This is a genomic window from Luteibacter sp. NPDC031894 (assembly GCF_050273135.1).
Lineage (GTDB): Bacteria > Pseudomonadota > Gammaproteobacteria > Xanthomonadales > Rhodanobacteraceae > Luteibacter.
The window spans coordinates 1-12,347 of the sequence record NZ_JBNNMV010000012.1 but is presented as its reverse complement, the minus strand read 5'-3'; the positions used below and the strand labels follow the sequence as shown (position 1 = coordinate 12,347).

Genomic DNA, 12,347 nt, shown 5'->3' with positions numbered 1-12,347 from the left:
GGCAGCGCACACGTGGCAGACTCTCCATGGCGCCGCTGCCGGCGAGCGCGGCACCAATCACCAACCACCGAAAAGGGGACGTATGAAACTGAAAAACGCGATCGTGGGCATGCTTCTGATTGCCCCCTGGGGAGCGACTTTGGCCGGGGCGCCGGTGTGCTGCGCATCAGGCGACAACGGTAAACCCAGCGGCATGTCGGCCGTGGGCACCACCGAGTTGGGCCAGTTCAACCCGAGCGTGCAGAACCTCAGCCTGTCACCCGAGTACCAGGTATTCCAGTTCACGCGGGAAGGCATCCGTTACATCGAGGTCGCCGACCTCGCCGGCGCGCCCCGCGCCGCATTCACGGTGGTCAACGGCGCGCTGCTCACGCTCCCGATCGGGCCGGACACGGCTCAGCAGGTTGCCATCTCGCCGGCGTGGACCGACGTGGTTTACGACGACGGCAGCGTCGTGGTCGCGCGCCGCACCGCGGCAGACGGCGGCGTCACCTGGCAGGTCTACGTCAAGTAACCCACCGTACGAAAAAGGGAGGCCCGCATCGGGCCTCCCTTTTTTTGTGCCCGCTCAGCTAGGGCGTGAGCGTGGTTTCGCGCAGGCGATGCACATTGGCGCGCTCTGGGGCATTGGCAGCCTCACACACGCGGGCTTCGACCGGCTCATCAAGCACGATCATGCGAATGCGCCGTGCCCGGTTATGCAGCGAGCCGCCATAGGCCATCACGCGGTTGCGAAGCTGTGCGAGCTGAGCCGTCTGCGAGGACGAACGCGCGATCACGGTGGTATCGACGGCACGCAAGGCCATGCTGATCATGCCGCGGCCGTCAGGCTTCGCCGAGCAATGAATGCGGATGCTGACGTGCCTCGGTGCGTAGGCGACCAGCTGCTCGACGGCCTCGCCAAGCACACGGTACGCGGCAAGCTTCGCTTCCAGGGACATGGCGTGCGCCGAACCGGTGAGGTCCATCTTGTGGGCCGTCTCGCCAAAGTTCGCGGCGAACGCCTCCGACTCCAGGGCGGCGAACAACCCCAGCCGTTCCAGGGTGAGCGGGTAGATGCTATCGACCACCGTACGACCGAAATGCGACGACTGCGTGTGCGCCATGCCCACGAGGCTCATGGCCGCCTCGGCCTGACCGCTCTTGCGCAACAGCGTCACCAGCGGCCCGAGCTGGTCGCGAGAATCGCGCTGCAAGGCCTCGGCGCGCAGGGCCGTTTCGCGCTGACGCCGCTCGTGGGATTCGAACTGCTCGCGCGTGTGGCGGTGCATGTCGCTGTCCGCCGCGGCACCAGGGGCGGTCACGTGACCGCCGGCATGGTTCCGAGACCCAAGCACAAACAGCGATGCCGACACGAACGCGAAGGCTTCCTGCATGAGCAGGGCCGAGCCATCGGCCTGCCCCGCCTCCTGATGCGGAATGGTGCCGAACAGCGCGACATTCGCTGCGATTGCACCAAGGGCCGTGCCACGCCATCCATGACGTAGCGTCAACGCCACAGCCGGCACCAGGAGACACAAGCGATAAGCCATCAACGCGGCGGCATCATGCGGTCCGGTCACTTCGACCATTGCATAGAGCCAGATGCACAAGCTGACGGCGAGCAGCGAGTGCAGGGCGAAATCCTCACCCATGCGGCGGCGTTCGAGGAAATCCACGCCGAGGATCAGCGCAAAAACGGCAAGAATGATTCCCTGGACATGTCCGAGCGAATACACGAAGAGGTCGCCGTAGACCATCTCGCCTCCGCCGAGCTTTAGCCAGGCCACCATGGCCTTGTTCGTAAGGCTCACCAGTTCTGCACATAACAGGCCAGCGACAAGCAGAACGATCGCATCCGTCGGCTTATTGACGGTGGGACGTTCGTTGACACGTCGTGCCTGGCGTACGATCAGCGCCGCTACCGGCCATGCCGCAACCGAACTGCAGACATAGTAGGCCCAGCCGAAGTCGGGGATCATCGACCAACGATAGCTGACCACCGCCGCTGCATCGCCGACGAATAGCGCGGGCCATAGGCGGTAGGGGGTAATCAGCAGCGCGGCGAAGCGCAGGCCTGCCGGCAGATACCACTGGTCGTTGGACGCTTCGCGCAAGCCGAGGTAGGCCACCATGTAGGCCAGGGCTGTCGCCACGTTGATGATGACTCTAGCCGGGCGCCCAACCAACTCTCGCTGGGCACCCCAAGCATCCGATGCACGGTCGATCATGAAAAGATTTCTGCAGTGATTCCCCGGCGGAAATGTACTACAGGGTGGGCTAGATTGCGCCGATGACGCGGCCACCGATCGTAAGGTGCTGGTAGTCGGGTCCGGTGAGGTCGCGCCGCTCTTCCAGCTCGCTGTCGCCCCGCAGCCGGTATTCGTTCGGCCCGATGATGAAAATCCGCCGCACGTTGATCCGGCCCCACATCTGCACCACGTACGTTTCGCCGTCCACGACGTCCTCGTGCCGGGACACGCTGGTGTCCACCAGCAGCACGCCGCCCTGGGGTAGACGCGGCGCCAGGGCGTCGGTCGGGTTCACCATCCAGCGCAGCGCGCTGACATCGCCATCGGCCACGCGCCGGCGCACAACGAGGTCCGGCAGGATCAGTTGATCGGGGCCCGGCGCCATATCGAATGCGCGCAGGCGCTGCAGCGCCACGTGAGCATGCGGGACGGGGGTGCCATCGTCAGCAACCGCCGGCGGCGCACCGCGCAGCGGCTCCCCTTGGCCCAGCACCAACCAGTCCAGCGAAAGCCCCCGCTGCACCGCGAGCTCGAGACAAAAGTCCAGCGGCTTGTATTCGCGTGCACGCCAGTTGTTGGTGGTTTTCCTGGCCAGCCCGAGCTCTTCGGACAGCGCCACGTCCGTGCTGACACCCACCGCCTCCTGCATGCGGTCGATCACTTCGCCGGCTGTCGGCATGGAAATAGGGCCGTTCTCGACAGGGCCGACAAGCCCACCCTTCGAGGGATGCGATCCGCGCATTGAGGGACTTCCACGGGTAACATGTTGCAATCCCTCACTGCGAGGGATAGCATTCCAATTGTTCGGAACTTTCCCATCGTAACCCAGCATGCCCAACTCCTCATCAACCACTAAACGTTATGCCCCGCGAGGCGACAGCCACACCGTGCGAGTGGAGTTCACCGTCGAACCCCACGAACGCGCGGAAATGGATCGCCTTGCACAGGCGGTGGGCACGACTCGTTCAGCGCTGCTGCGCGAAGTGCACCTGCTGGGCATCCCCCTCTATCGCGCACAGCATCCGGTTTCAACGCCGAACGAGACTTGAACGATGGCTCTGTCGAAACGAAACAGGGAACACCTCTGTCCCCACTGCAAGGAGGTCGCGATCGTTTACACCTCGCGGCAGCTGTCCGAGCTGGTGACGGAAAAGTATCTGAAATGCTCGAACATCGAATGCGGGCACGGCTTCGTGGTGTCCATCGGCGTCGTTCGCACCATCGAGGCGAGCCTGATGCCAAAGGCCGACCTGCATATCCCACTGGTTGAGCGCCGCGCCAATGACATCGTCGTCGAGCGTATCGCTACCGTACCGAATCAACTCGGCATGGCGCATCGGCGTCTTCCAGTGCCTGTCCAGCGTCACGCCGGCACCATGCCGACGCGTGCGCGTCATTGACCGAGACCACAGGGGGTAACGTGTCATCCATGCTTCCCGTTGATCCACGCGACGAACGCGTGATCCGCGCGGCCCGCCACCATGCGGCCTTGCAGTACATCGAGCTCCATGAATCGAAGTACCTCGATCAGGAGCAGTTGATCATCGCCTGCGCGGCCTACCTCATGGCCGAACAGCGCGTCGACGACACCTTCAAAGCCCATGAGTTGGCCATGGCGGCGCTCGCGTCCTACCAGGCGCGCTCGCAGCCGGCCTGGGTCGACATCAGCACGTCCACGTCGCATGTCGTGCGAGTGGTCAACCCGGTCACCCAACAGGTGCATTGCTTCACCGCCGCCGAGCTCGTGCAGATCGGCGAGCGCGAGGCGCAGGAGCGAGCGGGTGCCCCGTTCCAGGACGAACGCCGACGAAGGCATCGCAAGACCCACTGATGCCATAGCGGCTCAGTAAGCCCTTTCTACATGCCACCGGCCTTTCGACAGGAGGCCGGAACGGACTCCCTTTGCCTGTCGAATGGAGATAACTGTGTCCCATACCAACGTTCAGCTGCCCAATGCCAAGGCCATCGCCAGCGTCATCCTGCGCGGCAAGGTATTCCCGCTCGTGCGCTACGACAGCAAGGTGTGCCTGACCCTCCAGGGCATTGCCCACTACATGCGCTTGTCGATCGACACCATGGCCGTCATCGAGCAAGGCCAGCACGCGTTCGAGGTCGCGTCGCTCAACATCGTCGAGTCCTCACCTCTCGCGGCGCTGGGTTTCCCAAGCGAGCGGGTCACCGCCGCGAAGGTCATGCCGCTGGATCGGGTTGGTTTGCTGCTGGCCGTCCTCGCGTTGGTACCGACGTATGAACACGACGCCCTCAGCCTGGCGCGCGTGGTGAAGAACCTCATCGCGGAGCTGGCCAAGGTCGAGAAGCCCACACCGGCCGCGCCGTCCGCACCCGCACAACCCGGCGTCGATATGGCCGGTGGCGTCGATAAGACCGTGCTGACCGTCACGGTGGAAATCGAGGGTGGCCAGGACCTTCCCTCGAACCAGGTGATCGGCGACGCCCTCACCACGGCGCTGGTGTCCGTCCTGGGCGGCGCAATGGTCAGCGCCACCGCAGCCACCGTGCCCTCGCCTACGCGCCACTGATCCGCCGCACCGTCGGCCTCCCCGCGAGGCCGGCTTCTCTTCCCTGACGAAGAACAGAAATGTCCCGAACATTCTTGACATGCACTGCGCCACGGAGCGATGCTCTGCCCATCGCCGCACATTCGGCGGTCGGGTTTAGCAGCTCGAGTTCACACCGGCGCGCAGGCGCCCATCGATCGATGACGGCGCTTTTTATTTGCCCGCATCGTCAGGGCATGCGCGTATCGCGTCACCCCCTTTATGGCGGGCGGCGCGGGGGAGCCTTCGGGCTCGCCGGGTTCCGTTGTGACCGGTCTGCTAACCCCGCGTCGTCCGTCACCTCGTTTAGCAGCGTGGTGCCGGACTCCAACTCACACCGGAGTCACACCATGAGCGATCGCGAAAGCGACAGCCAGGCCGCGCGCGCACGCGCCGCCGAAGAAATGACCTCAGCCCTGCAGGCCGCCTACGCCGCACACACCGGCATCGTTGCCGCGTGGGAAGCCGGCACCTGCACCTTCCTGGAAGCCAACGAGCTGCTGAACACGGTGGACGTGCGCCTGGCCGCGGCCCTGTACGCCGTGCGCCACGCGCTGGGCGCCACCAAGGCGGAGGCTCCCTGATGGCAAGCGAACTGGCACTTAATCTCGCCCAAGGGCTGCATCTTGTCCTGCGCGCCATGCCCGACGGCATCGACGTGACGGTGTTCGCCGGCGACGGCCTGCGATCGCGGGTAGTGCATGCAGCGGATGCCGCCCTCCCCGCTCGCTTCATGATCGAGGCCGGCTCGCGGCTTCTGCTGGGGTCCACCGCATTCGTGACGGTGACGCCGGCCGAGGCTACCGCCGTGCTCGCGTTCGTCGCGATGGCGAAGGAGGCGGCATGACGACTCCCGATCGCATCACGCTTCCGATCCCCAATGGCCTGCACGCTGTCATTTCTAAAGCCGCCGACAGCCGCCGCTTGATCGTGCGCGTCATCAAGAAGCCTCGGAAGCAGGGCTATTTGCCTTCCTCCGACCAGGACGTCTCGCTCTTCGTGAGCGAGCCCGATCCGCTCACAATGGTTCAACGCGACTACCGCGGCGTCTTCGAACTGTACGTCACCGGTTTCTCTCTCTCGCTCACCGACACGAGCGCGGCGAAGGCCGCCGCGTTTCTCGGTGTAGCGCTCGACGACGGAGCATCGACATGACCCGGGCCTGCACGCTCACCACCACCTGCGGACTTGCAGTCGAGGTCCGCACGGGCTTCATGGACGACTACCTCGGCATCCTGCTCGGCCGTTCGACCCTTGTGGCCGAGCCCACGTTGATCTTCACGTGCAAGAAGGAAGACGTTCGCCTTTCCGATTGGGAGCCGGGAAGCGCCCTGTTGCGGGCGGATCGGCTTGCCGTGCTGTTGACCGCCGACAGCGCCGAAGACCTGTCACGCTACCTCGGAATCGAGATCGCATGACGATGATGGACCCGTCCCTTCATCGGGACATTACCAAACGGCTCACGGACGACTACGCGTTCAAGGCGCGGCCGAACTCGAAGTGGCTGCAGGAGGGCAAGTGCCCCGCTTGCGGCAAGAAGGAAGTGTGGGCCAGCGCCGAGTCGCCTTGGAAACTGTGGTGCGGCCGCAAGTCGAAATGCGGCTGGGAAGGCTACGTCAAGGACATCTACGACGACCTGTTCCAGTCCTGGTCGGACCGCTACCCGCAGACGCCGGAATCACCGACGGCTGCTGCTGACGCCTACCTGGTCAACATGCGCGGTTTCGAAATCGGCCGGTTGAAGGGCTGCTACACCCAGGACTACTACCACAGCCGCGACCTGGGCATCGGGTCGGCCACAGTCCGCTTCGACTTGCCCGGATGCGGCTACTGGGAGCGCATCATTGACCGACCGCATCGCTTCGGGAAGAAGAAGGCTCATTTCCAGTACGGCAAATCCTATCGCGGCCACGCATGGGTGCCACCGGCGCGCCTTATCGATGTGCTCACGGCCGATGAAATCTGGATCACGGAGGGGATCTTCGACGCGATCGCGCTGTGCCTGAACGGCATCGCGGCCATTTCGGCCATCTCGAACTCAAACTACCCGAAGCACACCCTCGACAAGCTGTTTCCCGAAGGTGGAAAGCGGCCCAAGCTCGTGTGGGCACCCGATGGCGACCGCGGTGGCCGTGAGTACCTGGAAGACCACGTCAAGAAGTCCAGGGCCGACGGCTGGCATGCGACGGCCGCCATCATCCCCCAGCCGCTCGACGGCAAGAAGATCGACTGGAACGAAGCCCACCAGCGCAGCCGGCTGGCCGACGAACACGTGGTGGACTATCGCCACGAGGGCAGCATCGCCATCGCGCCCACACCGATCGAGAAGGCCCGCCGCATGTACAAGCGCAGCGAGCAGACGAGCTTCCCGTTCGATTTCGGCGACAACGTGTACTGGTTCGAATTGAGCGAAAAGCGCCTGGAAAAGGCCAAGCAAGCCCTTCGCGAAAAGGATGGCGACGAACGTACCGACGAGGAAGTGACCGAGGAAGCGCTCAAGCAGGCATGCAGTGTCGCCAAGATCGCGACCTGCCTGCCCGAGCCCCTGTATTTCCAGCGCAACGCGATCACCGACGACTCGCAGTACTTCTTCTCGATCAAGATGGCCAAGAAGCGGCCGGTCAAGTCGGCCTTCACCGCCGAACAGGTGGCCACGCCTTCGCAGTTCGATATCCGCCTGCTGTCGTTGCTGTCCGGCGCCCGCTGGAAGGGCAGCAAGGACAAGCTAGCTCGCACGTACGACGACCGCCTCGAGAAGCTGAAGGAAGTCGATACCATCGATTTCATCGGCTACACGCGGGAGTTCAACGCCTATGTGTTCGCCAACGTGGCGATCAGCGACGGTCGTGTTTTCGAGGTCAACGAAGAGGAATACTTCGAACTCGACAAGAAGACCAACGTCAAGACCACCAGCAGCGTTCCGCACACGATTAACACCGACCCCAGCTCGTTCAACCAGGAATGGCCGCGCCTGGTGCGCGACGTGTACGGCGGCAAAGGCCTGGTCGCCCTGGCGTTCTGGTTCGGCTCGCTATTCGCCGAGCAGGTGCGTGCACGCCAGGAGAGCTTTCCGTTCTTCGAAATGGTCGGCGAGGCGGGGTCGGGCAAGACCTCGCTGGTCACGTTCCTCAACCGGTTGACGGGGCGACCGACTTACGAAGGCTTCGACCCGTCGAAGTCCACCGCGGCGGGTCGTGCGCGCACGTTCGTGCAGGTGGCCAACCTTCCCGTGGTGCTGATGGAGGGCGACCGTGGCGACGAAGGCGCCAAGGCGCTCAAGTTCGACTACAACGAACTGAAATCGCTCTACAACGGCCGCTCTACACGCACCACGGGCGTCAAGAATTCCGGCAACGAGACCTATGAGCCACCGTTCCGGGGCGCCATCGTCATCGAACAGAACCGTCCTGTTAAGGCTGATGACGCCGTGATGCAGCGTATCTGCCACGTGTTTATGACACGCGAGGGCCACACGCCCGAGGGCAAGCTGAAATCGGACCGCCTCAACGCGATGACGGCCGACGAACTCAGCTATTTCGTGGTGGCGGCCGCCAAGGCCGAAGCGAAGGTCATGGAACGCTTCGAAGAGCGCATGCCGGTCTACGAAGCCGAATTGATGGCCTTGGACAAGGTGAAGTCGATCCGCCTGGCCAAGAACCATGCCCAGGTGATGGCCATGGCCGAGGCCATGGAGCTCGTGGTGCCTGGCATGGCCGACTTCCGGGAAGAGACTTACGCGCAGATCAGGCGAATGATCGTCGAGCGCGAAGCGGTCATCGGTTCCGACCACCCGATCGTGCGCAACTTCTGGGATCGCTTCTACGAGCTCAACGGCTCCGGCCTCATGCCGTATCTCAACCACAGTGCCGAAAGCGGCTTGATCGCCGTAAACCTCAACGAGTGGCTGACGCGCGCCGGCGAGCGGTGGCGCGACCTGCCCACGTTGAGCGAACTGCACGAGCACCTGCCCACCAGCAAGGTCCACAAATTCGTTGAAGCGAATCGGACCGTGCACAGCCATATCCGCGCCAAGGGCGCGACACCGGCGACGGGTGGTACGAAATCGACAAGCGTCCGCTGCTGGATATTCAAGAAGCCCATCAGCGAATGAGCCGGTCCGCCGGCGAAACCGCGGGGTTCGGGGGAGTGCTCGCAACACTCCCCACGCACCGCCGCCCTACCAACCAGGAGTAGCTATGCACAAGCAAATCGGCAAGGCGGCGGCACTCGAACCCCGCTTCAAGTCTACGGCAAGCGGCCACTTCGCCGCAGGCCTGTCCATTCCCCGCCCCAGGCGGGACGCGTCTGTGATCGTCGGCTTCCTTGCCGGCGTCGTCCTTACGGTGGTCGTGTTCATGGCCGCTGCCCAAATCGCTCCGCATTGAGGTCGCCCGATGTTTCCGAGAAATCTCACCCTTTTCCGTTTCGGCGCCCCGCCCCGGCCGCACGTCCGCGACCTGCAGGAGGCGATCGCTGAGCACAAGGTCCGAGACCCGGGCCCCATGGAGTTCGGCACCGCGGGATTCGTGTCGCCCTACGGCATGGCCGATGATCGCCTGGGCATCGCCCACGAACAGGTATTTGGCTTCATCTACCAGCAACGTACCCGCGACCTGAGCGCTCGCGCCTTGAATGACGAGGTGGCGAAGCGTGTTCAGAAAATCTCCGACGATGAATCCCGGAAGGTCGGCGGCCGAGAGCGCAAGGAGATCCGTGACGACGTCCTGAACGAGCTTCTGCCGCGAGCCCTTGTGTCGAGCAGCAACACGCGTGGGTGGATCGACCTCGCCGGCGGATGGGTGGTGCTGGATACGCGTGCACGGCGCCGGGCTGAGGAAGTGCTCTCTCAGCTGCGGCAAGCCTTCGGCTCCTTCCCTGCCGTCCAGCTGTCACCGGAGGAAAGCCCGCGCCAGCTCATGACGCACTGGCTGGCCACCCTGGAGCTTCCCGAAGGCTTCGCTCTCGGTGACGAGTGCGAGCTGCGTGATCCGGCCACGGCAGCCGGCGCCCTGGTGCGCTGCCGGCGGCAGGACCTGGACACCGATGAAATCCGGGAGCACCTGCGCGTCGGAAAACAATGCTTCGCGACAGGCCTGGTGGTCGACGATCGGCTCAGCCTGGTGCTGGCCGACGACATGTCCATGCGGATGGTCCGGCCCACAGACGTGGTAATCGACGAATCGCTCGCCGAACACGATTCAGCGGATGCCGAGCTCGAGAGCCAGTTCGCCCTCGCTGTACTCGAAGTGCATCGCCTGCTCGCCCGCCTCGAGCACATCTTCCGCATCTCTCGCCCGGAGGTTGCCTGACATGCCGAACCACATCCAACGCGCCCCACGCGCTTCAACACGCCGCCCCGGCCATTCTCCGAATACCGGCGCCGCGCCCCGCACGCAAAACGCGTTACAGCCACTCCTGTCGGCCGAGCAGACTGAGGGAACGATCCTTCGCATGGCCGCCGTACTGAGCGTCGACGCTGCCATGTCACCTGAGGCCCTACGCGAGCACATCGCCTATGTCGGCGGCGCCCTGGCTCTGGCGGTCACCCTGGGCGTGCTGAGCGACCACCGCGCACTCGAAGTCAGGAAGGCGTGCCTTGGTCTTTTCGACGGCGTACGTCATCCGCGCAGAGAGCACAGGGCGGACCCGGCCTTCGCAGCGATGGTGTCGGCGGTCCGCCGCAACGGCGGCGCAAGCCTCGAGGCGCCGCTGCCGATGGCCGAACTCCCCAGGGCTGCCGCTACCGCCATGCTCGGCCGCCTCATGACCGCCGGCATCGTCGGCGCCGCCGACCTCGCGGGCTTCCATGCCCTCACCACCGGGGAGTGCTGACCATGCTTCAGATCCATATTGCCACCCCTGCAGGAAAGTTCGCGCGGTGCACGACCTGCAGGACCGAGCCGCGGCACGTCGCGCACCACGGGCGCACTCTCCGCGAGACGATGGAAAGGGACATTCCAGCCCTGCGCCATAGCCTCGAATGCCGCTGCGGTCGCTCCACCGGCCTCCACGCGTCGCTGCAGGGCGCCGAGGCCGACTGGGGAGTGCTGCATGCGCAGATCCCGATGCACCTGCCGGCCGCGACGCCGATCACGAAGGCGGCCGCCCGCCGCCGTCCGCCACAGGAGCGTGCACGTGGCTAACGCAATGACCAGGTACTACCGCGCGGACACTGCACACGCGCGGGCGGCGTGGGCCGTCTATCGCGAGGATTGCGACAGGCTGGCGACGGAAGCGGAGGCGCTGGCCGCAGCGTTCCCGGGCAGCGTGCCGGTATACAGCACCAGCTTCCATGGCCGCAGCTTCTACGGCCTTCGCTTCGAGACCGAAATGCCGCGTGACACGTGGACCGCCCCGGATCGGGATGGCAAGACACAGCACCCACGCGCCAATGCCCGAAAGATCGTTGGCATCGACAAGGTGGCGCGCAGGCAGGAGTGGGAGCGCATTTGCGCGGTTTATGACGCGACACGCCCGACCACGCGCCCAAACCTCGATCCGGTGTTCCGTGATCTGGGCACCGATTGGGGAACGCTTCTGTTCTGCGGCTGCAGCCTGTTCGAGCACGCTGGAATCCTGTACTTGGCCACTTCGGCGGAAGTTGGCGCGCCTTGCGAGGAAATCACCGGTGGCCAGTACTTCGCGGCACAGAGGTCCAGCAAATCATGACTCAAGGAAAATGGAAGTCTCATGCGCAGTGGCCGCTCGCGGTCTATCGCGGCATGGACGGAAGCGGTGTGAGCACCGATACGCATCTAACGGAAGAGGAAGCCACGGCGGTCTGTCGATTGCTTGAGCGCGACGGCTTCGGCGGCGAGCGCAAGGCGTTCCCGATTCGCACATGGGTGTCATCAGCACAACCGAACCCAGCCGCTGTCTACAAGAACAAGGCGCACCAGCGTGCGTATCTAAACGGACAGGCGGCAAAAATCGCGGGAAAAGGCAGGCTTTCACCCTACGCACCTACCTCGCGCACGTCTGCCTATTTCCGTCGCGCCTGGCTTGACGGATATGACAACGCGGAGGCGAGCCTGTGATTAGCAAGCACCTCGTCTCACGGCTGGTTGACGTCATGCGTCGCTGTGACGCTGACCGTTTGCTACCCGGGGAAAGCTTGACCACAGACGACGAATGGGACTCTCTCTACGAGGACGCCCAACGTCACCTGAGCACGTGCGAGGAAAATGCAACATGACCGCGATGGCTGACCACCAAGAAATAGCGAGCGGCAAGGCCACAACGCGCGAGTTGAGCGGCCTACGCAGCGCCGAGCTCAGCGCGGTGATCTTCGAAGGCATAGCGGCACGCACCAGGGACGGTCGACGTGCGACACTCGCGATCGTGGATGAGGATGGGCGTGTGCTCGAGGCGGGCCCGGAAGTAGCGCGGGCGGCGTGGGACGTGATGGTCGCCTGCTACCGCAAATTCCTCGAAGGGAACGGCCATATACGGGTCCACTCTGGCCCTCCGGGACCGCTGCACTGATAACAAAAAAAGCGGCCTAAGGGCCGCTTTTCTTTTGCCACTCCGCCGGTATATATCAACTCGCCTTCGGGCA

The 12,347-nt window shown here is 64.2% G+C and carries 19 protein-coding genes; 17 read left to right on the top strand and 2 right to left on the bottom strand.

The annotated features are described in order from the left end of the window. Window positions 1–82 precede the first annotated feature (82 nt). Window positions 83–514: a hypothetical protein gene (locus ACQKIE_RS18645; protein ID WP_427461961.1), complete on the top strand. Its 432-nt coding sequence runs from the start codon at window positions 83–85 to the stop codon at window positions 512–514. Window positions 515–572: 58 nt separating this feature from the next. On the opposite strand, the gene ACQKIE_RS18640 is transcribed toward ACQKIE_RS18645, so the two are convergent. After that, window positions 573–2,285 carry an MASE1 domain-containing protein gene (locus ACQKIE_RS18640; RefSeq protein ID WP_427461959.1) on the bottom strand — a complete coding sequence of 571 codons (1,713 nt, stop codon included), beginning with the start codon at window positions 2,283–2,285 and terminating at the stop codon, window positions 573–575. Then, complete coding sequence (locus ACQKIE_RS18635; protein ID WP_427461957.1) at window positions 2,260–2,973, bottom strand: LexA family transcriptional regulator; 714 nt, start codon at window positions 2,971–2,973, stop codon at window positions 2,260–2,262. The genes ACQKIE_RS18640 and ACQKIE_RS18635 overlap by 26 nt, the downstream gene beginning before the upstream one ends. Before the next feature lie 88 nt (window positions 2,974–3,061). On the opposite strand from ACQKIE_RS18635, the gene ACQKIE_RS18630 reads away from it, so the two are divergent. The 16 genes from ACQKIE_RS18630 (at window position 3,062) to ACQKIE_RS18555 (ending at window position 12,274) form a co-directional block, all read left to right on the top strand. Further along, window positions 3,062–3,280 carry a hypothetical protein gene (locus ACQKIE_RS18630; RefSeq protein WP_427461955.1) on the top strand — a complete coding sequence of 73 codons (219 nt, stop codon included), beginning with the start codon at window positions 3,062–3,064 and terminating at the stop codon, window positions 3,278–3,280. 3 nt (window positions 3,281–3,283) lie between these two features. Beyond that, window positions 3,284–3,631: an ogr/Delta-like zinc finger family protein gene (locus tag ACQKIE_RS18625; protein WP_427461953.1), complete on the top strand. Its 348-nt coding sequence runs from the start codon at window positions 3,284–3,286 to the stop codon at window positions 3,629–3,631. 29 nt (window positions 3,632–3,660) lie between these two features. Further along, window positions 3,661–4,062, top strand: coding sequence for a hypothetical protein (locus ACQKIE_RS18620; protein WP_427461951.1), 402 nt, complete (start codon window positions 3,661–3,663; stop codon window positions 4,060–4,062). A 94-nt stretch (window positions 4,063–4,156) separates the two neighbouring features. After that, complete coding sequence (locus ACQKIE_RS18615; protein ID WP_427461949.1) at window positions 4,157–4,771, top strand: hypothetical protein; 615 nt, start codon at window positions 4,157–4,159, stop codon at window positions 4,769–4,771. 368 nt (window positions 4,772–5,139) lie between these two features. Then, a complete protein-coding gene (locus ACQKIE_RS18610; protein ID WP_427461947.1) occupies window positions 5,140–5,373 on the top strand; it encodes a hypothetical protein in 234 nt (77 codons plus the stop codon). Then, window positions 5,373–5,636: a hypothetical protein gene (locus ACQKIE_RS18605; RefSeq protein WP_427461945.1), complete on the top strand. Its 264-nt coding sequence runs from the start codon at window positions 5,373–5,375 to the stop codon at window positions 5,634–5,636. The genes ACQKIE_RS18610 and ACQKIE_RS18605 overlap by 1 nt, the downstream gene beginning before the upstream one ends. Then, entirely contained in the window at window positions 5,633–5,944 is a 312-nt protein-coding gene (locus ACQKIE_RS18600) for a hypothetical protein (RefSeq protein ID WP_427461943.1), read from the top strand. Before ACQKIE_RS18605 ends, ACQKIE_RS18600 begins: the two co-directional genes overlap by 4 nt. Beyond that, entirely contained in the window at window positions 5,941–6,207 is a 267-nt protein-coding gene (locus ACQKIE_RS18595; RefSeq protein ID WP_427461941.1) for a hypothetical protein, read from the top strand. The genes ACQKIE_RS18600 and ACQKIE_RS18595 overlap by 4 nt, the downstream gene beginning before the upstream one ends. Next, window positions 6,204–8,900, top strand: a complete 2,697-nt coding sequence (locus ACQKIE_RS18590; protein ID WP_427461939.1) for a toprim domain-containing protein — start codon at window positions 6,204–6,206, stop codon at window positions 8,898–8,900. Before ACQKIE_RS18595 ends, ACQKIE_RS18590 begins: the two co-directional genes overlap by 4 nt. A gap of 85 nt (window positions 8,901–8,985) precedes the next feature. Continuing rightward, window positions 8,986–9,174 carry a hypothetical protein gene (locus ACQKIE_RS18585; protein ID WP_427461937.1) on the top strand — a complete coding sequence of 63 codons (189 nt, stop codon included), beginning with the start codon at window positions 8,986–8,988 and terminating at the stop codon, window positions 9,172–9,174. 9 nt (window positions 9,175–9,183) lie between these two features. After that, a complete protein-coding gene (locus ACQKIE_RS18580) occupies window positions 9,184–10,098 on the top strand; it encodes a recombination-associated protein RdgC (protein WP_427461935.1) in 915 nt (304 codons plus the stop codon). 142 nt (window positions 10,099–10,240) lie between these two features. After that, window positions 10,241–10,621: a hypothetical protein gene (locus ACQKIE_RS18575; protein ID WP_427461933.1), complete on the top strand. Its 381-nt coding sequence runs from the start codon at window positions 10,241–10,243 to the stop codon at window positions 10,619–10,621. 2 nt (window positions 10,622–10,623) lie between these two features. After that, window positions 10,624–10,932, top strand: coding sequence for a hypothetical protein (locus tag ACQKIE_RS18570; protein WP_427461931.1), 309 nt, complete (start codon window positions 10,624–10,626; stop codon window positions 10,930–10,932). Continuing rightward, complete coding sequence (locus tag ACQKIE_RS18565; protein ID WP_427461929.1) at window positions 10,925–11,458, top strand: hypothetical protein; 534 nt, start codon at window positions 10,925–10,927, stop codon at window positions 11,456–11,458. Before ACQKIE_RS18570 ends, ACQKIE_RS18565 begins: the two co-directional genes overlap by 8 nt. Further along, on the top strand, window positions 11,455–11,826 hold the full coding sequence (locus ACQKIE_RS18560; RefSeq protein WP_427461927.1) for a hypothetical protein: 372 nt from the start codon (window positions 11,455–11,457) through the stop codon (window positions 11,824–11,826). The genes ACQKIE_RS18565 and ACQKIE_RS18560 overlap by 4 nt, the downstream gene beginning before the upstream one ends. Window positions 11,827–11,980: 154 nt before the next feature. After that, complete coding sequence (locus ACQKIE_RS18555; protein ID WP_427461925.1) at window positions 11,981–12,274, top strand: hypothetical protein; 294 nt, start codon at window positions 11,981–11,983, stop codon at window positions 12,272–12,274. The last annotated feature ends 73 nt before the right edge of the window (window positions 12,275–12,347 follow it).